We start from the raw sequence: 20,918 nt of genomic DNA on the forward strand, positions 1-20,918 counted from the left end.
GCGCTCAGGCCGTCAGCCGCGAGGCGGCCAGTGTCAGGTCGGCCAGGAAGGTCGGCTGCTCGGCGAGCTGGCCGCGCAGGATGTAGCTGGGGTGGAAGGTCGCCACCACCTCCGCCCCCGGCACGAGGCGACAGGGCTGGACCGTGCCGCGCAGCTGCATGATCCCGTTCAGCCCGGTCAACGCCCACAGCGGCGTGCGGCCCAGCGCGACGATGACGCGGGGGGCGAAGCCTTCCAGAGTCCGCTGCAGATGCTCGATCTCGCCGGAGTATTCCGCCAGCACCCAGTCGGAGGTGCCGAACGGCCCCCAGCGCTCGTCGAGCGCCCGCCCCTCCTTCCTGGCGCGGGTGCGCGAGGCGAAGAAATGCCCCACCTTGTTGCCCGGCGGCTGGTAACGGAAGACGTTGGCGACGAGGCATTCCGCCCGCTCCACCCCCGCCGCCTTCAGCGTCTCGTCGAGGAGCTGGCCGCTGCGCCCGACGAAGGGCACGCCCCGCCGGGCCTCCTCCGCCCCCGGCGCCTCTCCCACGATGGCGAGGCGCGGCCCGGCGGCGGTCTTCGTGGGCTTCTGGTAGTCGGCGAAGGGCAGGTCCGTCATGCGCGCGTCCATGGCTGGTCGTGAGGCTTGCCGCCGCGAGGCTTGTCCTTGGGAGGCTTGTCCTTGGGAGGCTTTGGCCCCAGCATTGTTCGAAACGAGGAGTCGAGACCAACAACACCGGAGGACACGAGATGGCGACACACCAGGAACTGGCGGGAAAGAGCTGCGAACCCTGCCGCGGCGGCATTCCCCCGATGGACCGCGCCATGGCGGAAACCTATCTGGTGCAGGTGCCCGGCTGGTCGATCCGGCCGGACCCCGACCGGCTGGAGCGCGACTACCGCTTTTCCAACTTCCGCGAGGCCCAGCACTTCGCGATGCGCGTCGGCGACCTGTGCGAGGCGGAGGGCCACCACGCCGAAATCCTCTACGGCTGGGGTCATTGCACCGTCACCTTCTGGACGCACAAGATCAAAGGCCTGCACGAGAACGACTTCATCATGGCCGCCAAGGTCGAAGGGCTGATGGACGAACCCTACGCCCCGGTGTCGGAGTCCATGGGCGACGTCTCCCCGACCGCGCGGCACGGGTAGCTTTTTCCCTTTCCTCAACTTTTTCCCCTCTCCCCTCCGGGGAGAGGGTTAGGGTGAGGGGGTTGCGCGTGGCGGTACGTCCGGCCCAAGCGCATCCCCCTCACCCGGCCCTCCGGGCCACCCTCTCCCCGGAGGGGCGAGGGAACACCAACCCGCGAGACAGACCATGCCCAACGCCCAGCCCGCCGTCATCCAATGGGGCCTGTCCAGCTACAGCGGCTGGGGCGTCAACGGGCTGCAACTGGCGCTGAGCTGGACGCGCAGCGGGCGGCTGGTGCCGGTCTGCTCGCTGCCGCTGCGGCTGGAGGACATCGCGCTGTCCCCGCTGGAATGGCGGCGCATGGCCGGCTTCGTCCGCGAGTCCGAGGCGCTGTGCCGGCAGATCGCGCCCCATGCGGGGCAGGAGATCGGCGTGTCGGTGCCGGTGCTGCGCGGGCTCGGCAACAACCTCGTCGGCAGCCGATCCGTGGAGGGCGTGACTCTGAAGGGCCAGCCCACCGTCGGCGTTTGCTATCTGGAGGACACCGCCATCGACGCGGAGGGCCGGGCGCGGGCGGACGGTTGCGCGGCCATCGTCGCCGGGTCGAGCTTCGTCGAGCGGGTGCTGACCGGCGCCGGGATCGGGCGGGTGCGGACGGTCCTGCAAGGCGTCGATCCCACCCATTTCCATCCGGCGCCGAAAGTCGGCTGGTTCAAGGACCGCTTCGTCGTCTTCTCCGGCGGCAAGCCGGAGTTCCGCAAGGGGCAGGACCTCGCCCTGCTCGGCTTCCGCGCCTTCGCCGAGCGCCATCCCGAGGCGCTGCTGCTGACGGCGTGGCACAACCCCTGGCCGGAAAGCGCCCGCTCGCTGGAGGCCAACCCCGCCGTGGCACCGGTGTCCTTCCACGACAACGGGCAGTTCGACGGGGCCGACTGGGCCATCGCCAACGGCGTGCCGCCCGATCAGGTGATGGACCTCGGCCCCGTGCCCAACGCCGACATGGCGCGCATCCTGCGCGAGGTCGACGTCGGCCTGTTCCCCAACCGCGGCGAGGGCGGGACCAACCTCGTCGCCATGGAATGCATGGCCTGCGGCGTGCCCGCCATCCTGTCGGCCAACACCGGGCATCTCGACCTGATCGGGGAGGGCCGCTGCGTCCCGCTGACCCGGCAGGGCGCCATCCGGACCTCCTTCGGTACCGAAGGCTGGGGCGAGAGCGACGTGGACGAGATCGTCGCGGCGCTGGAAGGCCTGTGGGCCGACCGCGCCCGCGCCGCGGCCATCGGGCGGGCGGGCGCCGCCTTCCTGGCCGGGCTGACCTGGGACCGCTACGCGGACGGCGTGGCCGATGTCGTTGAGTCGGTGCTGTAGCGCCTACAGCGCCTTCACCGCCGCCAGCAACCGCTCCACTTCCGCCTCGTCGTTGTAGTAGTGCGGAGAGGCGCGGACGACCTCGGTCAGACCGCGGGCGTCCATGTCGAGGGGGGTCGAGGGCGCGGAGGACACCGACAGGTTGATCCCCTGGCCGCGCAGAGCGGCCTTGATGGCCCGCGGCTCATGGCCGTCCACCGTGAAGGTGACGATGGCGCAGCGCTCCGCCCCGAGATCGCGCACCGTCACGCCGGGAAGCCCGCCCAGACCGTGCCGCAGCCGGTCGGCCAGCGCGAAGGCGCGGTCGCGGATTGCCGCCAGCCCCCAGGACAGCGCGTAATCCACCGCCACACCCAGCCCAAGCCGCGCGGCGATGTTGCTCTCCCACAGCTCGAAGCGGCGGGCGTCGGGGCGCATGGTGTAGCGGTCCGGCCCGGCCAGCGCGCCGCCGCTGTGGTCGAGCGTGTACGGCTCGATGCGGTCGAGCCAGTCCTTGCGGACATAGAGGAAGCCGGTGCCCCGCGGCGCGCGCAGGAACTTGCGCCCGGTCGCCGACAGGAAGTCGCAGCCCAGTTCCTCGACGTCCACCGGCATCTGGCCCACCGTCTGGCAGGCGTCGAGCAGATAGGGGATGTTGTGCCGCCGCGCCACCCGCCCGATGGCCGCCGCCGGGTTGACCAAGCCGCCGTTGGTCGGGATGTGGGTGATGGCGATCAGCTTGACCGGCCCCTTCCCCGGCGCCCCGATCATCGCCTCCAGCGCCGCGACGGAGGTCTGGCCGGTCTCGTCGCTGGGGATCACCTCGACCGCCACGCCGGTGCGGCGGGAGGCTTGCAGGAAGGGGATCAGGTTGGCGGCGTATTCGGCGCGCGCCGTCAGGATGCGGTCGCCGGGCCGGAAGCCCTCCCCCGGCAAGGCGGCCAGCGCGTTGAAGGCCATGCCCCAGGCCACCGTCGCGTTCTCCGCCAGGGCCACCTCCTCCCGCGAGCAGGCGAGCAGGCGGGCCACGGAGTCGTAGACACCCTCCAGCCGGCCGTTGGCGTGCTCGGCCGCCTCGTAGCCGCCGATGGTGGCCTCCAGAGCCAGATGCGCGGTCACGGCGTCCAGCACCGGCTGCGGCGGCAGGGCGGCCCCGGCGTTGTTGAGATGAACGACGTGCCGGGTTCCCGGCGTCTCCGCGCGGGCGCGCGCGATGTCGATGGTCATTGGCCCTTCCCCTGCCCCGGTGTTTCCGGTGTCTGTTTCTCGCCGATGTGCACCGCCAGCCAGACGGTCTGGGTGGTCGGGTCGGTCCAGGCGACGCGATGCCGCCGACGGGCCGGGATCATCAGCCAGTCGCCGGGTCCGAGCGCGCGCTCCGCCTCGCCCTCAAGCTGCAGCCGGGCGGCGCCCTGGACGACCAGCACGAACTCGTCCCAGTCCTGATCGTACCAGAAACCAGCAGGGGACGCCTGACCGGTGGACAGGATGCGCTCGATGCGCACCGTCCCGGACGACGCCGTTTCCGTCAATGTCGTGAAAATCTCGTCCGCAAGGGTGCCGAACGGCAGGCCCGCCAGCAGGTTGCCGGCCGGGGTGCTCATCCCCAGAGTTCGGGGGCCGGCGGGCAGAGCGTGCCGCCGTCGTAATGCAGGGCCGGCGTGCGGTCCTCGGCCAGCAGCAGGGGACCGTCGAGGTCGACGTAGCGCGCGCCCTGGGCCAGCAGCACGGCCGGCGCCATGGCCAGCGAGGTGGCGACCATGCAGCCGACCATGACGTCGAATCCGGACTCCTGCGCCGCCTGCTTCAGCAGCAGCGCCTCGGTCAGGCCGCCGGTCTTGTCCAGCTTGATGTTCACCACCCGGTAGATGCCCTTCAACCGGTCGAGCGAGTCCAACCCGTGGCAGGATTCGTCGGCGCCCAGCGGCACCGGGCAGTCGATGCCGCGCAGCGCCTCGTCCTCGCCAGCGGGCAGCGGCTGCTCGATCAGCTCCACCCCCAGATCGGCGAGCACCGGGGCGAAGCGGCGGAGCATCTCCAGCGTCCAGGCCTCGTTGGCGTCGACGATCAGGCGGGTGGCCGGGGCGGCCTCGCGCACCGCGCGCACGCGGTCGAGGTCGCCCTCCCCGGTCAGCTTCATCTTCAGCAGCGGATGGTCCGCCGCCCGCGCCTTGGCGGAAGCGGCCATCGCCGCGGGCTCGTCCACGCTCAACGTGTAGCAGGTGGTCAGCTTCTTCGGCGCGTCGGGCAGGCCGGCGAGCCGCCAGGCCGGTTTGCCCGCCTGTTTGGCCTCCAGGTCCCACAGCGCGCAGTCCAGCGCGTTGCGCGCGGCCCCCGGCGGCAGCAGGGTGCGCAGCCGCTCGCGGTCCAGCCCGTCCGCCACCGCCCCGGCCAGGGACTCCAGCGTCTTGACCGTCTCGTCCAGCGACTCCCCGTAGCGGGCGTAGGGAACGCATTCCCCACGGCCCCGCTTGCAGGATTCGACCACCTCGGCGACCACGACCTCGGCCTCGGTCTTGGCGCCGCGCGATATGCGGAAGGTCCCCGCGATGGGGAAGGTATCGCGGCGGACATAAAGACGGCGGGCGGTGGACGACATGAAACTCTCCAGCAACGCGGCGGACCCGAAGTGTAAGCAAACCCGCCGCGATGACCAGAGCAGGGTGCGAATGCCAGCCTTACCCGTGAAGCCCGGCGCCGTTCATTCCTGTTCGCCCACCCATACCGGCGGTTGCAGGCGCCTGCTGCTGGCGCGGATCCGGGTCCTGCACGATCACCCCGTACCAGCCCAGCCCCTTGTAGGTCTCGTAACCCGGCGTCAGCGCATAGCCATAGGTGCGTCCGGACCCGTCGGCGTAATGGCCCATGCTCTCGCCGCTGCGGCGGAGCTGGACGGTCTCGCTGAGGATGCCGCGCCCGTCGGACGAGGCGATCACCCGGTGCCGGGCGTCGAGCAGAAGGCAGCGCGAACGGGAACGCTCCTCGTCCTCCAGCCGCACGCCCTGGACGACGGCGGCGGCCTGCGGTTCCCAGTCGAAGAAGATGCCCAGCACGCCGATGGGATCGCCGTCCGCCTCGCCGCCGCGCCGGATCGCGGTGGCGTAGGTGGCGACCACCCGGTCCTCCAGGCGGCCGTTGCGCGACACGTCGCCCACCGTGAATTCGCCGCCGTTGCGCGTGGCCAGCGCCTGACGGAACCACCCCTCGTCCCCCACGCGGGCACCCTGGGCGCCGGGGTAGCGGCCGGGGCGGCCGGTGGCGATCACCTCGCCCTTCAGGTCGGCGATCCACAGGTCGAGGTAGACGGTGTAGGACTCGAGAATGACGCCAAGCCGCTGGGAGGCGTGCTGGCGGTTCACCTCCGTCGGGTCGGCGGCGCAGTCCACCACGGCGCTGTCGGTCGCCCACCAACGCACGTCGCAGGACCGCTCGTACAGGTTCCGGTCGATGATCTCGATCATGTTCAGCGACAGGTCGGCCAGACGCCGCCCGTGCATCTCCTGCACCATGGCGCTGCCCGTGGTGGTCAGGTGATCGACGCGGGAGACGATCTCCGACCGCAGCTCCTTGGTGATGGTGTTCACCTGCTTGGAAATCTCGGAGACTTCGTTCGCCACCACCGCGAAGCCCCGCCCGGCGTCGCCAGCCCGCGACGCCTCGATCAGGGCGTTCATCGCCAGCATCTTGGTGCGGCGGGTGATGTCTTCGATCAAAGACACCTTCCGGGAGGCGACATCCAGGACGCCCCGGGAAAGCTCGAACAGTTCGTTTCCGGCCACACTCATCCCGAGCACCTCTGTGAGTTTGGGTGGGATATCTTTTTTAGACGTCTAACCATCAAACGCTGTGCCAAACGCCCGCCCGGAACCCTCCGGACGCGCAAAGCCGCGGAACGCCTGCATTTGCGGGCGGCGCCCCGGGTTCAGCCTCAACGTTTCTGAGATGTCAGTTTCGAAATTGTGATGAATTCGGCGTCATAATGGAGTCCGAACAATCACACGCGGCACCGGCTTTGCCGCACCGCACCCCGCGCACCGCGTGCGCCGCAACAAAAGCAACGGTTTCTCCTAAAAAATGAGGCAAAAGGTCGCATGGACCCTGCCCTCCGCTCCGGCACTGCTTAGCATACAAGCAAATGCCGGGCGGCTAATCAATGCCCACCTTATAAGCAAGCGCGATTTTTCGGACAAATAATAGGATATTGCACAAAAATGCGTCAGGCCACCTTGTGCATCTCGTCCAGGAAAAGCTGCACCTCGCGGGTCAGACGGTCGGCCTGGACGCTCATCCGCTCCGACGCAGCGAACACCTCGTGGGCGGTGCCGCTGGTGCGTTCGGCGGCGGTGGTGACGTCCTGGATGTCCTCGGTGACGGCGCGGGTGCCGGCGGCGGCCTGATCCATGTTGCTGACGATCGAGCGGATCGCCGAGCCCTGCTGCCCGATGCCCGCGGCGATGCCGCCGGCGATGTGGTTGATGTCCTGGATGGTGTGGCCGATGCCGACGATGGAGGCGACCGCCACGTCGGTGGAGGACTGGATGCCGGCGATCTGCCCGGCGATGTCGCCGGTGGCCTTGGCGGTCTGGTCGGCCAGCCGCTTGACCTCCTGCGCCACCACGGCGAAGCCCTTGCCGGCCTCGCCCGCCCGCGCCGCCTCGATGGTGGCGTTCAGCGCCAGCAGGTTGGTCTGGCTGGCGATGTCGTTGATCAGGGTGACCACCTCGCCCACCGTCTTGGCGGCGCCCGACAGATCGGCGATCAGAGCGTTGGAGCGTTCGGCCTCGCCCGCCGCGTTGGCGGCGACCTTGGCAACCTCCTCCACCTGCCGGGCGATTTCCCGGATCGACGCCGATAACTCCTCCGTCGCGACGGCGACGCTGCCGACCGAGGAGCCGGTCTGCGACGCGGCGGCGGCCACCGAGGAGGCCTTGCCGGTGGCGGTCTGGGCGTCGGTCTCCATGGTGCGGGCCGACATCTCCAGCTGGTGTGCAGTGCCGGACACCTGTTCGCACACCGCGCGGATCTGCGTCTCGAAGCGGTCGGTCACCCCGGCGAAGCCCTTCACCTTGGCGGCGATGGCGTCGGTGGCGGTGTTGATGGTGCGCGAGGCGTGCAGGAAATTGCCCTGCATGCCCTTCAGCACGATCCGCCGGAAATACTTGTTGGCCGACACGTAGCTCATCGAGGCGGTGGCCTCGCGGATGAAGGCGTCGGTGCGGTCGATCGAGTCGTTCAGGGCGTGCATCAGCTCGCCCAGGTCGCCCTTCTCCCGCACGTTGACGACCCGCGCCTCGAAGTCGCCGCGCGACACCGCCCGGCAGACCGCCACCGCCTGCCCCACCGCGGCACGGGCGCGCACCATGCACAGCATGACCCCGGCCAGCGCGGCCAGGGCGGCGGCGCCGATCCCGATGCGCAGCGGCGCGCCGCCGACGTCCAGCGCGTCGGTCACCAACAGCGCTGCGACGAGCAGCGCGGCGACCGCCCCCAGGACGAACGCCTTAGAGAGAGAAGACGAACTCGTCATACCCGATCCCCTTCTCCGTCAGCAGCCCGACAACGGTGGCGAAGGCCTCGTTCATGCCCTGCTTGCGGTCTTCGTGGCGGTTTTCGATGTCCAGAAGCGTGCGGTAGAGCGGCACCACCTTGTCGATGGCGCCGCGGTCCGGCACCCGGCGCGACGAGTGGTAGCCGACGAGCCGGCCATTCACGTCGTAGCTGGGGGTGACGTGGGCGAAGACCCAGTAATGGTCGCCGTTGCGCGCCCGGTTCACGACGTAGGCGAAGATCTCCTGCCCCGCCCCCAGCGTGTCCCACAGCAGCTTGAACACGCAGCGCGGCATGTCCGGATGGCGGACGATGGAGTGCGGAGCGCCCATCAGTTCGGCCTCGCTGTAGCCGGCGACGCGCTGGAACACCCGGTTGGCGTAGGTGATCCGGCCCTTCAGGTCGGTCTTGGAAACGATGACCTCATCGGCGTCGAAGAACCGCTCGACCCCGGTCAGCGTCCGGTCGCGGGGGCCGGGACTGAGAACAGCGCTGTGTGCCATGTGCCTGCGGTCGCGGGCCGAGAGCCCGGCGCCCCCTTATTGGTTCGCGGTCGGTTACAGGGCGTACATCTCCCCATCCGCGCGTTCCCGTCGGGCACTGGCGGACGCCGCAAAATAAAGACCATGCAGGTTATACAAAAGATTAAATTTGTTGCCGGGCGGAAATATGATTCAGCTCAACCGTCCGCCCGACATCGCTCAACCGTCTACCGGACGCAACATTGTGCCGCGTCTCATTCCGGCTGCCTCACTCCGGCGGATAGGGAACGGTCAGCAGCCGGTCGATGGGCGGGTTCTCGACGATGGCCGTCATGCCGTCCGGCCAGCGCACCTCCAGCCGCTCCACCGAGCGGGCGCTGCCCAGCCCGAAATGGGCCACCGGCTCCATCTGGCAGAGATAGCCCGAACCGGCGCAGACGGACCGCACCTGCCGCCGACCGTTGGCTGTGCAGGCGACCACCGCGCCGCGCGCCGGCGCGCCGTAGGGGGTCAGCGGCAGCACGCGCAGCCACCCGTTGTGGTTCGCCGCCGTGCGGTAGAGCGACAGGGGCTGCGGCGATCCGCCGCCATGCCCCCCACCATGCCCGGCGCCATGCCCGCCGCCCACCCCATTGCCATGGGCGATCAGCAGTTCCAGCCGCCCGTCGCCGTCGATGTCGGCCACCGCCGCTCCGGTCCCCAGCCCTTTGGGCTCCGCCGCGTCGCCAAGGTCGATGGCCTGCCAACGGTCGTCGCGCCAGCCGAACAGGCGGTTGGGCTCGCCGTGCAGGTTGAAGAACAGCTCCTCGTAGCCGTCGTTGTCGAAATCGGCAGCGATCACGCTGGACACCCGGCCCGGAAAGGACATCTCCGGATCGGCCTCGTCGACGAAGCCGCCGCCGGAGCGCTGGACGAACAGGCGCTGCGGCCCTTCCCAGGCGCCGACCAGCAGCCCGAACCCGCCATAGCCCGGCCCGTCCACCGCGGTCACCGCCCGCCCGGCGAATCGCGAATCGGCGACCCCCCGCTCCTCGGCGATCTCCTCGTAGGTGCCGTCGCCCAGGTTGCGGAACAGGAAGTTCGGTCCGCCCTCGTTGCAGGCGAACAGATCGACGCGGTCGGACAGAAACGGCAGGGCGAGCAGCCCGCGCCCGGCGCCGATCAGGTCGATTCCCGCCTCCTCCGCCGCGTCCTCCAGCCGGCCGCGGCGGCTCAGCTCGAACAGGCGGAAAGGGCCGCCGTCCGCCGCCACGACGAAGCCGTAGCGGCCATGGCCGTGCCGGTCCATGGCGATCACCGACCGTCCGGCGACGCGGTTCGCCATGCCGGCGTTCTCCGGCTGGGCCAGCAGGTCGAGCCAGTGCTTGCCGAAGCAGGCGAACAGCCGGTCGCCCATCTCCTTCGGCCCGCTCGCCCGGTCGGAATTCAGGACATACAGCTCCTCCCGCCCGTCGCCGTCCACGTCGGCCGCGGCGATGGCCACCGCGCAGCCCGACGGGTCGGCCAGCAGCGGGCCGGCGACGTCGACCAGCCGGGAGCCGTCCCATTTGAGGATGAGGTTGTTGGTGGCGTAGCCCGTGACCACCAGTTCGAATGCCCCGTCACCGTCGACGTCGGTCACGGTGATGCCGTTGGACAGGCGCGGCTGGTTGCCGTCGATCAGCCGCGAGCATTCGAAGAACATCGGCCGCCACTCCCTCACTGCCGCAACGCCGCCCGGTGAGGGTTTGGCCCGCGAGGGCCGGTCCCTGACGGGCTCCAATCCGTTGATACCTCTTCGAACGGCCGAGGTAAACCCGCACGGAAGTCCAGCCCGGCCGGGAGCTGCGGCCTATGACCGCGCGGGAGCCCTGCCGGAGGGCATGAAAAATCCCGCCGCAGCGGGCCGGCTGCGGCGGGATCGATCACCATACACACGGAAGGTTCAGCGGCGCTTCTTAACGCCGCCGTTGGTCAGCGAACCGCCGGCGGCCAGCTTGACCGCATCGGACTCGTCGGCGTCCTTGGCCGCCGGACGGTTCCCGGCCACCGCCAGCTTGGCGCTCTCCTTCAGCGCCTTGGCGGCGGCCTCGCGGGCCGGCAGCTCGATGTTCAGCTCAAGCGTCGAGCAGTCGCCGCCGCGGTCCAGCTTCACCTCGACCTTGTTCTGGTCGATGTCGATGTACTTGGCGATCACCGCCAGCAGCTCCTGCTGGAGCATCGGCAGATAGTCCGGCCCGGTCCGCCCGGCGCGCTCGTGCGCCATGACGATCTGAAGGCGTTCCTTGGCCTGGACCGCCGACGCGCGCGGGGCGGAGCGGAAGAAGCTGAAGATGCTCATGCGGACCTCCGGAGGAGGCGGCTGAACAGGCCCTTCTTCTGCGGGGTGACGAAGCGGTGCTCGACGTCCTCGCCCAGGAAGCGGGAGACCGCGTCCAGATAGGCCTGGCCGGCGTTGGACGCCTCGTCGAGGATGACCGGCATGCCGACGTTGGAGGCGCGCAGCACGGCCTGGCTCTCCGGGATCACGCCGAGCAGCGGGATCGCCAGGATCTCCAGCACGTCGTCGACCTTCAGCATCTCGCCGCGCTCCACCCGCTCCGGGTCGTAGCGGGTGAGGAGGAGCTGCTGGGTCACCGGCTCCAGCCCCTGCTCCGCCCGGCGCGAGCGCGAGGCCAGCACGCCGAGGATGCGGTCGCTGTCGCGGACCGAGGAGACTTCCGGGTTGGTCACGATCACCGCGTGGTCGGCGAAGTACAGCGCCATCAGCGCGCCGCGCTCGATGCCCGCCGGGCTGTCGCAGACGATGTAGTCGAAGTCCTTGGACAGTTCGTTCAGGACCTTTTCCACGCCTTCGCGGGTCAGGGCGTCCTTGTCGCGGGTCTGCGAGGTCGGCAGGATCGACAGGTTGTCGATGCGCTTGTCCTTGATCAGCGCCTGGCTCAGCTTCGCTTCGCCGTTGATGACGTTGATGAAGTCGAACACCACGCGGCGCTCGCAGCCCATGATGAGGTCGAGGTTGCGCAGCCCGACGTCGAAATCGATGACGACCGTCTTGAAGCCGCGCAAGGCGAGTCCGGTCGCGAAAGCGGCGGAGGAGGTCGTCTTGCCGACGCCGCCCTTGCCGGAAGTCATGACGATGATCTTGCCCAACGGAGCTTCTCCCACGTTCCTAAATGTTGCCGCCAAGGTCCGGTTACCGGGTTACGCAGATCAGGGCCTGTGCCGGGCACGCTTTGCGTGACACCGTCCTCGCACAGAGGGCCGTTCGACCGAAAGCGCTCAAAAGCGTCATCACTGGGGCTCCATGTGAAGATAGCCGTCGCGCAGGAATATCTGCACCGGCTTCTTCAGCACGTCGTTCCCGAAATCCTCGCTGACGCGGTACAGCCCGGCCACCGAGACGACCTCGGCCTCCAGGCTGTGGCAGAAGATGCGCGCGTTGGTGTCGCCGGAGACGCCGGCCAGCGCCCGGCCGCGCAGCGCGCCGTAGACGTGGATGTTGCCGTCGGCCACCACCTCCGCGCCGGGGGAGACCGGGGCGGTGATGACCAAGTCCGTCTTCTCGGCGTAGATCTGCTGGCCGGAGCGCACCGGCTCGGTCACCAGCAGCGCCGGGCGGTAGACCGGCTCGGGCGGCGGGGCCGGGATCGCGGCGGCGCCGGCCTGCGGGTCGGCGGCGGCGGGGGCCGCGGACTCCAGCTTGGCGGCGCGCCCGGCGGGCATCGGGGTCAGCCCGGCGGCGAGCGCCCCCTCATGGACCGCGCGCGGGCCGCCGCGGAAGCCGACCGGCAGCAGGTACAGCGTGCGCAGGTTGGTCACCAGAGCGGCGATGTCGAAGCGCGGGGTGTCCTCCGTCAGCTCCTCGAAGTCGAGGACGACGGGGGCGTTGCGGAAGAAATTGGGCGCCTGCCGGACCTTCACGGCGAGCTGGGTGAAGAAGTCCGGCGACGCCGGATCATTCACCTTCAGCACCATCATGGTGAAGGAATTGCCCCGCAACTGGAACGGACCGTCCCGATCGGCACCCTGCCTGGCGCTGCTCACCGCTGCCATCCTGCTTGTGTTCCTGCCGAATCCGTGTCGTCCGCATGTCTGGGGCCATCGGCCAGGCACCAGGGCGGAAGGGTCAACCACCCAGGTTCTAGCGGCGCGGACCCCATCCGTTCAAGCTCTTCCCGGCGCCGATGGAGTGACAACCGCCGGACACACGCACAATGGGCCGGAACAGGGGGTCCCCGTCCGGGCTGGAGGTCCATGTGTTGCGTCGGCGGAAGGTCTCGCTACAAAGTATGGTAATGGAACTGGATTCGCCGGGCAAAGGGTTTTGCGGAACTATGCCCATTTCGCGCTGCGGCATCTTACCCTCGCCGCGACACCCGCAAAGATGGTTTGCGCCCGGTCGCCACATCCCTTCGTCGCGGCGACCCCGGGTTCCCTCGGCCTCTGGCGGTAGCCCGTTGCCGTCCCGCCGCCCTCTGAGGCTCATCCACAACATCTTGTGTGAATCTTTTGCGATGCCCGCAATTTCGCCTGACCTTCGCCGCCGCGCGACCTATGTTTGTGGTGTGAGGTTCCTATTCTGACGAAGAGGTTCCGCTTGCACCCTGCTTCGTTCCCGAGCGTCCGAATGTCGCCGGCACCCCATGACGGGCGCAGCCGACGGGACGCACGCCTCGCACCGGCAAGCCAGACTCCGGCCACCCTGCTGCACAGCAGCATCGACGACCTCCCGCTCGCGGGAGGTTTTTTTGTGCCCGGAGCCGCCGCCCACCAACGTGACCTTAGGAGAGCGACATGGCCAAACGCCAGACCAAAGGCAGCGCCGTTTCAGCGTCCGAGTCGACGGTCCACCCCCTGTTCCCCGCCACCGGCTGGGACCCCGTGGGCGGGGACGACCGCCGCGACCAGAGCTATCTCCGCAAGGTCAAGCCCCAGAGCCCCAACCAGAAGAGGCTGATGGAGGCGATCAAGGACCATAACCTCGTTGTGGCGCTCGGCCCCGCCGGCACCGGCAAGACCTATCTGGCGATCTCCTCCGCGGTGGAGGCTCTGGAGGAGGGCAAGGTCGACCGCATCGTGCTCTCCCGCCCGGCCATCGAGGCGGGCGAGAGCATCGGCTATCTGCCGGGCGACATGCACGAGAAGATGGCCCCCTTCCTGCGCCCGCTCTACGACGCGCTGAGCGAGCGGCTGGGCGCCAAGCGCCTGCGCGCGCTGATGGCCGACGGCACCATCGAGATCGCGCCGGTCGGCTTCATGCGCGGGCGCACCCTGAACAACGCCTTCGTGGTGATCGACGAGGCGCAGAACTGCACCTACGCGCAGATCAAGATGCTGCTGACCCGTCTGGGTTGGCATTCCACCATGGTCCTGACCGGCGACCCTGACCAGACGGACCTGCTCGACAACCTGTCGGGCCTGGCCGATATCGCGCGCCGGCTGGAGGCTGTGGAGGGCATCGCCGTCGTCCGGCTGAGCGACACCGACATCGTCCGCCACCCCCTGGTCGCCAGCATGCTGACCGTGCTCTGACGCCATCGGCAAACGAAGGGCATCGACGCGCAACCACCTCACCGGTTCGCAACTGCGGGAGGCCTTCGGGCCTCCCTTTTCTTTTTCACGGCGCCACGATCTTTCTCTTCCAAACGTCTGGACGGCGGCCCGCGACGTTTTCTCACCCTGGGTTGATCCGCCTTGACGACGATCAGATGCGCGGAGCAAAAGTAACAAAAAATTTAGCAGAATTTTCGGACGGTCGTCGAACCGCCCGAGACCGGCGCCCTTGCGCCGGAAGAAGAAGATTCCGGAGGAACGTCAGGTGTTCGAGCGCATCAGCATCAAGGGTAAGATCTCCGTCATCCTGGGCGTCGCGGCCGTCGGGCTCGCCCTGATCGCCGCCGTCAGCCTGTTCGGCCTGCGCGCCGAGATGATGAAGGACCGCCAGGACAAGACCCGCAGCGTGGTGGAGGTCGCGCACAGCCTTGTCGCCCATTACGAGGAGATGGAGCGCAAGGGCGCCCTGACCCGCGACGCCGCCCAGACGGCGGCCAAGGACGCGCTGCGCCGGCTGCGCTACGCGGGATCGGAGTACTTCTTCGTCATCGACCGCGCGCAGCGCATGATCATGCACCCGATCCGCCCGGAGATGGACGGGCAGGACCAGTCGCGCTCCGCCGACCCGAACGGCAAGCTGCTGTTCGTCGAGATGACCCGCGTCGGCGTCGCGGCGGAGGGTGGCTTCGTCGACTATCTGTGGCCGAAGCCCGGACAGGCGGAGCCGGTTCCGAAGATCTCCTACGTGCGCGGGTTCGAACCCTGGGGCTGGCTGATCGGGTCGGGCATCTATGTGGACGACGTGGCCGCCGCCTTCCGCGAGGCCGCCCTGTTCCTCGGCGGGCTGGGGCTGCTGATCGCCGTGGTGGCGACGGGCATCGCGCTGCTGGTCAGCCGGGCCATCGTCCGCCCGCTGCACGCCATGACCGGGGTGATGCAGACTCTGGCCGGCGGCGACACGGCGGTGACGGTGTCGGGCACGCAGCGCGGCGACGAGATCGGCGTCATGGCCCGCACCCTGGATGTCTTCCGCAACAACCAGATCGACCTGCAGCGCCATTGGGAGCGCCAGCAGGTGGAGCATCGCGTGACCGGGCAGCGCGCCCGCGCGCTGGAACGGCTGACCGAGCGGTTCGACGCCACGGTCACCGCCATGGTCGGCACGGTGGGACGGGCGGTGCAGGCGCTGGAGAACACGGCGCGCTCCCTGTCGGACACCGCCGACCGCAACATGCGCGAGGCGGCCTCGGTCGCCGGAGCGTCGCAGCAGGCCTCGGTGAACGTGCAGACCGTCGCCGCCGCCGCCGAGGAGCTGAGCAGCGCCATCGCGGAAATCGGCACCCAGGTCGCCACCTCCTCGCACATCTCCATGCAGGCGGTGACCGCCTCCCGCCAGGCCAGCGAGCGCATCGACGGGCTGGGCCACGCCGCGCAGAAGATCAACGAGGTCGCCGACCTCATCACCAGCATCGCCAGCCAGACCAACCTGCTGGCGCTGAACGCGACCATCGAGGCGGCGCGGGCCGGCGAGATGGGCAAGGGCTTCGCCGTGGTCGCGGGGGAGGTGAAGAACCTCGCCGGCCAGACCGCCAAGGCGACGGAGGAGATCGCCGCCCAGATCGGCGAGGTGCAACAGGCGTCGCAGGGCGCCGTCTCCGCCATCCGCGAGATCGCCGGGATCATCGCCCGCAGCGACGAGATCGGCACCTCCATCGCCGCCGCGGTCCAGCAGCAGGGAGCGGCGACCGGCGAGATCGCCCGAAGCGCCGGAGAGGCGGCGCAGGGCACGCGGCAGGTCTCCACCAGCATCGACGGGGTGTCGTCCTCGGCCCTGGAGACGGAGAAGGCGGCCAACGGCCTGCTCGACGCCGCGGAGAGCCTCGCCCAGCAGGCCGGGTCCCTGCGCGCCCTGGTCGACGCCTTCCTGGTCAATGTGGCGGCGATCAACAGCGCGGAGCTGGCCACCCTCTTCGCGCCCGCCGGAGAGGACGTCTTCATGCCGTGGAGCGACACGCTGGCCGTCGGGCAGGAGGACATCGACAACGATCACATGATCCTGGTCGCGCTGATCAACCGGGCGGCCCGGCGCATCCGTGGAGGCGAAGTGCCGCAGGCCATCGGGTCGGCCATCGACCAGCTCGTCGCCTACACCGTCCTGCATTTCGAGGAGGAGGAGCGGGTGATGCAGCGGTCGGGCTATCCCGACTTCGTCCAGCACAAGGCGCAGCACGACGCCCTGCGCAAGCGCGTGGCCGAGCTGAAGCAGCGCTTCGCCGCCGGGGAGCCGCGGGTCGGCGACGATCTTCTGGCGCTGTTCCGCGACTGGCTGACCGGCCACATCCAGCGCTTCGACAAGCGCATCGGCCACCATCTGGCCCACCAGCCGGCTGAGCCGGCGCGCAAGGCGGCGTGAGGGGTGGCGTGGGGGGCGGCCGGCATGGTGGAGCGTTCGGCGGGCCAGGTCACCCCCGCGCCTCCCGAACCGACGGTCGCGCCGGCGCCCCGCCTTGGGCAGATTGTCCTCTTGACCTGGACCGTGCGCCGCCCCATTCCAGTCGGTCATGAAAGCCCGACTCATCCGCATCGCCGCCGCCTCCGCCGTGGGGCTCGTGATCGCCGCCGGCATCGCCTGGTGGCAGGTCAACAACGCCTCCAGCACGGTGCAGAGCAGCGTGCCCATCGGCGGCCCCTTCACGCTGACCGACCAGGACGGCCGGACGGTCACCGACGCCGACTACCGCGGCAAGTACCTGCTGATCTATTTCGGCTACACCTACTGCCCCGACGTCTGCCCGACGGAGCTGGGCACGATGGCGCGCGCCATGGACATGCTGGGCGTGCAGGCCGACAAGGTGCAGCCGATGTTCATCTCGGTCGATCCGGAGCGCGACACGGTGGCGCATCTGAAGGACTATGTCGGGCTGTTCCACCCCAATCTGGTCGGACTGACCGGCACGCCGGAGCAGGTCAAGGCGGCGGCCAAGGCCTACCGGGTCTATTACGCCAAGGCGCCGCAGGAGGGCGGGAAACCGGAGGATTACTTGATGGATCACTCCAGTTTTCTTTACCTGATGGGGCCCGACGGGCGCTTCCTCGGGGTGTATCCGGCCGGCACCACCGCCGACCGCGTGGCCCAGGATCTGGGCAGCCGCATTGCCGGATGACGGAAAACACGAGCGGAGCCGCGCCCCTTGACCCGGTAATACCAAGGTTTCAGCGCGGTTTTGTTGGGTTTTCAAGCACTTGTATTAAGGGTTTTGCGACTTGACAGGGTTGTGCCCTGTCCGTATGGTCTCGCCGCTTTCGCGTGGCTGCGAGACAACGGGGACAACGAAGCGACATGAGCGACGAAAAGCCCCCGCCGTCTCTGGCAGAGCTTGACGCCCGACTGAAGAAGGCGCGTGAAGGGAAGGAATCGCAGAGCGGTCCGGGGAAATATCACCGGCTGCCGCAGAGTCCTCTCGGCATCGCCTTTCGAATCGGGACCGAGCTGGTCGCTGCCATGATCGTTGGCGTCGGCGGCGGGCTTCTGCTCGACCGCTGGCTCGGAACGGCGCCCTGGGGATTGATCGTCATGTTCTTCCTCGGCGCGGCGGCCGGAATTCTGAATGTCTACCGGGCCATCACCGGGCTCGGATTAGCCCCCGGCTACCGCCGGGCCCGTGAGGATGACAACGAGCGTCCCAACGGCGACGCACACTGAGCGAGGACGACCTTGGATCCGCTGCACCAGTTCCAGATCAACCCGATCCTCCAGATCGTGATCGCCGGGTATGACGTGTCCTTCACGAACTCGGCCTTCTTCATGGTCGTGGCGGTCGCGCTGATCTACGCGCTGCTCGTCTTCGGCATGTCTGGCCGCGCCCTGGTTCCGGGCCGCCTGCAGTCCCTGGCCGAGATCTTCTACGAATTCGTCGCGAACATGGTTCGGGACAACGCCGGGCACGACGCCCGCCCGTACTTCCCGTTCGTCTTCGCGATCTTCATGTTCGTGCTGTTCGGCAACCTCGTCGGCATGATCCCGTTCACCTTCACCTTCACCAGCCACATCATCGTGACCTTCACGCTGGCGGCGACGGTGTTTGTGTTCGTGACCGTCCTGGCCCTGATGAAGCACGGCCTGCATTTCTTCAGCTTCTTCATGCCGCACGGCGCGCCGGTGGCGCTCGCCCCGATCCTCATCCCGATCGAGGTGATCTCCTACCTGATGCGTCCCGTCAGCCTGTCGATCCGACTGTTCGCCAACATGATGGCCGGTCACACCATGCTGAAGGTGTTCGCGGGTTTCACGGTTATGATGATCAGCGGTCTGGGCGCCGTCGGCTTCCTGGCCGGCCTCGTCCCGCTGGCCATCAACATCGCGCTGACCGGCTTCGAGTTCCTGGTCGCGTTCCTGCAAGCCTACGTCTTCTCGATCCTGACCTGCCTGTACATCCGCGACGCGCTGGAACTGCACTGAGCACCAGCGCCGCCCCGGATCACCTCGTTACCTTTTCCACCACAGTTCACCCTTACCTAGAGGAATGAGTACCATGGAAGCTGAAGCCGCCAAGTACGTCGGTGCCGGTCTGGCCGTTATCGCCCTCGCCGGCGTCGGCCTGGGTATCGGCAACATCTTCTCGACCCTGATCGGTTCGATCGCCCGCAACCCGGCCGTCCAGCCGAAGGTCTTCCCGATCGGCATTCTGGGCTTCGCGCTGACGGAAGCCGTCGCGCTGTTCGCCCTGCTGATCGCCTTCCTGATCCTGTTCGCCTAAGGCCAGAGCGAACTTCCAATTTCGCTCTGACGCGGCGCCGGGCTCTCGAAGTTTCGGCGCCGCATTCTTGCCTAGGGGGACCGATCCATGCCGAACCTGTTGGCCAAGCGACGGCTGGTCCGCTGGTCGGGTGCTGCGGGCGCCTCGCTCGCCACTCTGACCGTGCTTGCCGGTAACGTCCTGGCGGCGACGGCGGAGCACGCGCCGGAAGCCGCCCATGGCGGCGAGCACGCCGCCGGCGGCCTGCCGCAGCTCAATCCCGCCACCTTCCCCACCCAGATCTTCTGGCTGGCGCTGACCTTCATCACCCTCTACTACCTCCTGTCCAAGAAAGCGCTGCCGCGCGTGGCCGAGGTTCTGGAGGAGCGCCAGGAGCGCATCTCGCGCGACCTGAGCAAGGCCGCTTCGCTCAAGGAAGAGGCCGAGGCCGCCATGGCCCAGGTCGATCAGTCCCTCGCCGGGGCCCGTTCCGAAGCCCAGGCCCTGATCGCCCAGGTGGCCGCCGAGATCGACGCGAACAACCACGCCCGTCAGGCCCAGTTGAACGCCGAGAACGCCGAGCGTCTGCGCAGCGCCGAGGCGAACATCGCCACGGCCAAGGAGCAGGCGATCGCCAACGTCCGCTCCATCTCCGCCGACATCGCCCGTGACGTCGCCGGCCGTCTGGCCGGGCTGAACGTCGACGCGGCCCAGGCCGATGCGGCGGTCGCCGCCGTGATCGAGGAGCGCCGGTCATGAACACGCCTGAAATGTGGGTCGCCATCGCCTTCATCATCTTCGCCGCCCTGGTGTGGAAGAAGGCGTCCGGCGCGATCACCGGCCTTCTCGACGCCCGCGCCGAGAAGATCCGTGCGGAGCTGGACGAGGCCCAGCGCCTCCGTGAAGACGCCCAGGCGCTGCTCGCCAACTACCAGCGCCGCCAGCGCGACGCGCTGAAGGAGGCCGAGGCCATCATCGCCCACGCCCGCGAGGAGGCCGACCGTCTCCGCTCGCAGGCCGGCGCCGACCTTGAAGCGTCGCTGAAGCGCCGCGAGGCCCAGGCCATGGACCGCATCGCCCAGGCGGAAGCCGGGGCGCTGGCTGAGGTCCGCAACCTGACCGTCGACATCGCCATGGACGCCAGCCGCCGCATCCTGGAAACCGGCATCCAGCCGGCCCAGGCGGACAAGCTGATCGAACAGTCGATCGCCGAGCTGCCGAAGCACCTGCACTGATCGCCGTTCCCGGCGCATCGTTGCGGAACCGGCAACGGTCTTTCGAAAAACCCCGGCCTAGGCGCCGGGGTTTTTCTTTGATGGAATGGTCGGGCAACCCGGAGCCCCTTCCATGACCATGACCCAGCCGGCCACCGCCCTGCCCTCGTCCGCCTTCCCCAGCGTCTTCGTCTCGCACGGCGCCCCCACCCTCATCATCGAGGATTCGCCCGGCCGCCATTTCCTGGCCGGTCTGGGCAAGCGGCTGGGCCGCCCGAGCGCGGTGATCGCGGTGTCGGCGCACTGGACGACCCAGACTCCGGCAATCAGCGGCGCCACGCAGCCGGACACCGTCCACGACTTCTACGGCTTCCCCCGCGCCCTCTACGCCATGCGCTACGCGGCCCCCGGCGCCCCGGCGCTGGCCGACCGCGTGCGGGCGCTGACCGGCGCCACGGTGGATACGAGCCAAGGGCTCGACCACGGCGCCTGGGTCCCGATGATGCTGATGTACCCGGAGGCCGACATCCCGGTCGCCCAGCTCTCCGTCCAGCCCGGCGCCACCGCGGCCGACCACATCGCGCTGGGACGCGCCCTGGCCCCGCTGCGGCAGGAGGGCGTTCTGGTTCTCGGCAGCGGCGGCGCCGTCCACAATCTCGGCGACTTCCGCTTCGGCCAGAGCGACGTGGCCGGCTGGGCGGAGGACTTCGCCGGCTGGCTCGACGGCGTGCTGACGGCGGGCGACGAGGCGTCGCTGGCCGGCTGGAAGACGCTCTGCCCGCAGGCCAAGACGGCGCATCCCACCGACGAGCATTTCCTGCCGCTGCCCGTGGCCTTCGGCGCCGCCGGCAGAGCGGTGCGGACGGAGCGGCTTCACAGCGGTTTCGAGCATGGCAGCATCGGCATGCAAGCCTACGCCTTCCACGGCGCGGCCTGAAGCCCT

22 protein-coding genes are annotated in these 20,918 nt (G+C 68.9%); 11 read left to right on the forward strand and 11 right to left on the reverse strand.

Going from position 1 to position 20,918, the window contains the following annotated elements; genetic code table 11:
- Positions 1-4: 4 nt before the first annotated feature.
- Complete coding sequence (locus DXK32_RS14555; RefSeq protein WP_247877155.1) at positions 5-598, reverse strand: uracil-DNA glycosylase; 594 nt, start codon at positions 596-598, stop codon at positions 5-7.
- A 131-nt stretch (positions 599-729) separates the two neighbouring features.
- Here DXK32_RS14555 and DXK32_RS14560 point away from each other — a divergent pair, with 131 nt between their 5' ends.
- Positions 730-1,131 (forward strand): 4a-hydroxytetrahydrobiopterin dehydratase, encoded by a 402-nt coding sequence (locus tag DXK32_RS14560; protein ID WP_114859163.1) that lies wholly within the window; start codon positions 730-732, stop codon positions 1,129-1,131.
- A 166-nt stretch (positions 1,132-1,297) separates the two neighbouring features.
- The gene (locus tag DXK32_RS14565) at positions 1,298-2,482 is read left to right on the forward strand and encodes a glycosyltransferase (protein WP_114859164.1); all 1,185 of its coding nucleotides are present in this window, start codon (positions 1,298-1,300) and stop codon (positions 2,480-2,482) included.
- A gap of 3 nt (positions 2,483-2,485) precedes the next feature.
- Here the strand turns inward: DXK32_RS14565 and DXK32_RS14570 are convergent, their stop codons facing one another.
- The 10 genes from DXK32_RS14570 to minC form a co-directional block, all read right to left on the reverse strand.
- Positions 2,486-3,688: an aminotransferase class V-fold PLP-dependent enzyme gene (locus tag DXK32_RS14570; RefSeq protein ID WP_114859165.1), complete on the reverse strand. Its 1,203-nt coding sequence runs from the start codon at positions 3,686-3,688 to the stop codon at positions 2,486-2,488.
- Positions 3,685-4,065 carry a cupin domain-containing protein gene (locus DXK32_RS14575; RefSeq protein ID WP_114859166.1) on the reverse strand — a complete coding sequence of 127 codons (381 nt, stop codon included), beginning with the start codon at positions 4,063-4,065 and terminating at the stop codon, positions 3,685-3,687. The genes DXK32_RS14570 and DXK32_RS14575 overlap by 4 nt, the downstream gene beginning before the upstream one ends.
- Entirely contained in the window at positions 4,062-5,060 is a 999-nt protein-coding gene (gene dgcA, locus DXK32_RS14580; RefSeq protein ID WP_114859167.1) for an N-acetyl-D-Glu racemase DgcA, read from the reverse strand. Before dgcA ends, DXK32_RS14575 begins: the two co-directional genes overlap by 4 nt.
- A 79-nt stretch (positions 5,061-5,139) precedes the next feature.
- The gene (locus DXK32_RS14585) at positions 5,140-6,246 is read right to left on the reverse strand and encodes a methyl-accepting chemotaxis protein (RefSeq protein WP_114859168.1); all 1,107 of its coding nucleotides are present in this window, start codon (positions 6,244-6,246) and stop codon (positions 5,140-5,142) included.
- 431 nt (positions 6,247-6,677) lie between these two features.
- Positions 6,678-7,988 carry a methyl-accepting chemotaxis protein gene (locus DXK32_RS14590; protein WP_114859169.1) on the reverse strand — a complete coding sequence of 437 codons (1,311 nt, stop codon included), beginning with the start codon at positions 7,986-7,988 and terminating at the stop codon, positions 6,678-6,680.
- Positions 7,963-8,511, reverse strand: a complete 549-nt coding sequence (locus DXK32_RS14595) for a PAS domain-containing protein (RefSeq protein WP_094305923.1) — start codon at positions 8,509-8,511, stop codon at positions 7,963-7,965. Before DXK32_RS14595 ends, DXK32_RS14590 begins: the two co-directional genes overlap by 26 nt.
- A gap of 247 nt (positions 8,512-8,758) precedes the next feature.
- Positions 8,759-10,174: a CRTAC1 family protein gene (locus DXK32_RS14600; protein WP_114859170.1), complete on the reverse strand. Its 1,416-nt coding sequence runs from the start codon at positions 10,172-10,174 to the stop codon at positions 8,759-8,761.
- Between the two features lie 240 nt (positions 10,175-10,414).
- Positions 10,415-10,810 (reverse strand): cell division topological specificity factor MinE, encoded by a 396-nt coding sequence (gene minE, locus DXK32_RS33680; protein ID WP_114859171.1) that lies wholly within the window; start codon positions 10,808-10,810, stop codon positions 10,415-10,417.
- The gene (minD, locus tag DXK32_RS14610; RefSeq protein WP_109068620.1) at positions 10,807-11,622 is read right to left on the reverse strand and encodes a septum site-determining protein MinD; all 816 of its coding nucleotides are present in this window, start codon (positions 11,620-11,622) and stop codon (positions 10,807-10,809) included. The genes minE and minD overlap by 4 nt, the downstream gene beginning before the upstream one ends.
- A 141-nt stretch (positions 11,623-11,763) precedes the next feature.
- Positions 11,764-12,525, reverse strand: coding sequence for a septum site-determining protein MinC (gene minC, locus DXK32_RS14615; RefSeq protein WP_432612346.1), 762 nt, complete (start codon positions 12,523-12,525; stop codon positions 11,764-11,766).
- Between the two features lie 741 nt (positions 12,526-13,266).
- Here minC and DXK32_RS14620 point away from each other — a divergent pair.
- From DXK32_RS14620 to DXK32_RS14660, 9 genes are all read left to right on the forward strand, one after another.
- Positions 13,267-14,004: a PhoH family protein gene (locus DXK32_RS14620; RefSeq protein ID WP_114859172.1), complete on the forward strand. Its 738-nt coding sequence runs from the start codon at positions 13,267-13,269 to the stop codon at positions 14,002-14,004.
- A gap of 250 nt (positions 14,005-14,254) precedes the next feature.
- Entirely contained in the window at positions 14,255-16,438 is a 2,184-nt protein-coding gene (locus DXK32_RS14625) for a bacteriohemerythrin (RefSeq protein ID WP_247877156.1), read from the forward strand.
- Between the two features lie 148 nt (positions 16,439-16,586).
- The gene (locus DXK32_RS14630; protein WP_114859173.1) at positions 16,587-17,189 is read left to right on the forward strand and encodes an SCO family protein; all 603 of its coding nucleotides are present in this window, start codon (positions 16,587-16,589) and stop codon (positions 17,187-17,189) included.
- Between the two features lie 176 nt (positions 17,190-17,365).
- The gene (locus DXK32_RS14635; RefSeq protein ID WP_014239729.1) at positions 17,366-17,728 is read left to right on the forward strand and encodes an AtpZ/AtpI family protein; all 363 of its coding nucleotides are present in this window, start codon (positions 17,366-17,368) and stop codon (positions 17,726-17,728) included.
- A gap of 12 nt (positions 17,729-17,740) precedes the next feature.
- Positions 17,741-18,484: a F0F1 ATP synthase subunit A gene (locus tag DXK32_RS14640; protein ID WP_094305931.1), complete on the forward strand. Its 744-nt coding sequence runs from the start codon at positions 17,741-17,743 to the stop codon at positions 18,482-18,484.
- Between the two features lie 73 nt (positions 18,485-18,557).
- Entirely contained in the window at positions 18,558-18,782 is a 225-nt protein-coding gene (locus DXK32_RS14645) for an ATP synthase subunit C family protein (protein ID WP_014239727.1), read from the forward strand.
- A gap of 87 nt (positions 18,783-18,869) precedes the next feature.
- Positions 18,870-19,520, forward strand: coding sequence for an ATPase (locus tag DXK32_RS14650; protein ID WP_103040319.1), 651 nt, complete (start codon positions 18,870-18,872; stop codon positions 19,518-19,520).
- Positions 19,517-19,996, forward strand: coding sequence for an ATP synthase subunit B (locus DXK32_RS14655; protein ID WP_038529084.1), 480 nt, complete (start codon positions 19,517-19,519; stop codon positions 19,994-19,996). Before DXK32_RS14650 ends, DXK32_RS14655 begins: the two co-directional genes overlap by 4 nt.
- A 112-nt stretch (positions 19,997-20,108) precedes the next feature.
- The gene (locus tag DXK32_RS14660) at positions 20,109-20,912 is read left to right on the forward strand and encodes a DODA-type extradiol aromatic ring-opening family dioxygenase (RefSeq protein WP_114859174.1); all 804 of its coding nucleotides are present in this window, start codon (positions 20,109-20,111) and stop codon (positions 20,910-20,912) included.
- Positions 20,913-20,918: the final 6 nt, after the last annotated feature.

The sequence above is a fragment of the Azospirillum brasilense genome (assembly GCF_003349955.1).
Taxonomy (GTDB): domain Bacteria; phylum Pseudomonadota; class Alphaproteobacteria; order Azospirillales; family Azospirillaceae; genus Azospirillum; species Azospirillum brasilense_B.

Excerpts from the sequence above, each read along its gene's own strand:
- DXK32_RS14555 (WP_247877155.1), bottom strand. The coding sequence starts at position 598 with ATGACGGACCTGCCCTTCGCCGACTACCAGAAGCCCACGAAGACCGCC.
- DXK32_RS14560 (WP_114859163.1), top strand. The coding sequence starts at position 730 with ATGGCGACACACCAGGAACTGGCGGGAAAGAGCTGCGAACCCTGCCGC.
- DXK32_RS14565 (WP_114859164.1), top strand. The coding sequence starts at position 1,298 with ATGCCCAACGCCCAGCCCGCCGTCATCCAATGGGGCCTGTCCAGCTAC.
- DXK32_RS14570 (WP_114859165.1), bottom strand. The coding sequence starts at position 3,688 with ATGACCATCGACATCGCGCGCGCCCGCGCGGAGACGCCGGGAACCCGG.
- DXK32_RS14575 (WP_114859166.1), bottom strand. The coding sequence starts at position 4,065 with ATGAGCACCCCGGCCGGCAACCTGCTGGCGGGCCTGCCGTTCGGCACC.
- dgcA (WP_114859167.1), bottom strand. The coding sequence starts at position 5,060 with ATGTCGTCCACCGCCCGCCGTCTTTATGTCCGCCGCGATACCTTCCCC.
- DXK32_RS14585 (WP_114859168.1), bottom strand. The coding sequence starts at position 6,246 with ATGAGTGTGGCCGGAAACGAACTGTTCGAGCTTTCCCGGGGCGTCCTG.
- DXK32_RS14590 (WP_114859169.1), bottom strand. The coding sequence starts at position 7,988 with ATGACGAGTTCGTCTTCTCTCTCTAAGGCGTTCGTCCTGGGGGCGGTC.
- DXK32_RS14595 (WP_094305923.1), bottom strand. The coding sequence starts at position 8,511 with ATGGCACACAGCGCTGTTCTCAGTCCCGGCCCCCGCGACCGGACGCTG.
- DXK32_RS14600 (WP_114859170.1), bottom strand. The coding sequence starts at position 10,174 with ATGTTCTTCGAATGCTCGCGGCTGATCGACGGCAACCAGCCGCGCCTG.
- minE (WP_114859171.1), bottom strand. The coding sequence starts at position 10,810 with ATGAGCATCTTCAGCTTCTTCCGCTCCGCCCCGCGCGCGTCGGCGGTC.
- minC (WP_432612346.1), bottom strand. The coding sequence starts at position 12,525 with ATGGCAGCGGTGAGCAGCGCCAGGCAGGGTGCCGATCGGGACGGTCCG.
- DXK32_RS14620 (WP_114859172.1), top strand. The coding sequence starts at position 13,267 with ATGGCCAAACGCCAGACCAAAGGCAGCGCCGTTTCAGCGTCCGAGTCG.
- DXK32_RS14630 (WP_114859173.1), top strand. The coding sequence starts at position 16,587 with ATGAAAGCCCGACTCATCCGCATCGCCGCCGCCTCCGCCGTGGGGCTC.
- DXK32_RS14635 (WP_014239729.1), top strand. The coding sequence starts at position 17,366 with ATGAGCGACGAAAAGCCCCCGCCGTCTCTGGCAGAGCTTGACGCCCGA.
- DXK32_RS14645 (WP_014239727.1), top strand. The coding sequence starts at position 18,558 with ATGGAAGCTGAAGCCGCCAAGTACGTCGGTGCCGGTCTGGCCGTTATC.
- DXK32_RS14650 (WP_103040319.1), top strand. The coding sequence starts at position 18,870 with ATGCCGAACCTGTTGGCCAAGCGACGGCTGGTCCGCTGGTCGGGTGCT.
- DXK32_RS14655 (WP_038529084.1), top strand. The coding sequence starts at position 19,517 with ATGAACACGCCTGAAATGTGGGTCGCCATCGCCTTCATCATCTTCGCC.
- DXK32_RS14660 (WP_114859174.1), top strand. The coding sequence starts at position 20,109 with ATGACCATGACCCAGCCGGCCACCGCCCTGCCCTCGTCCGCCTTCCCC.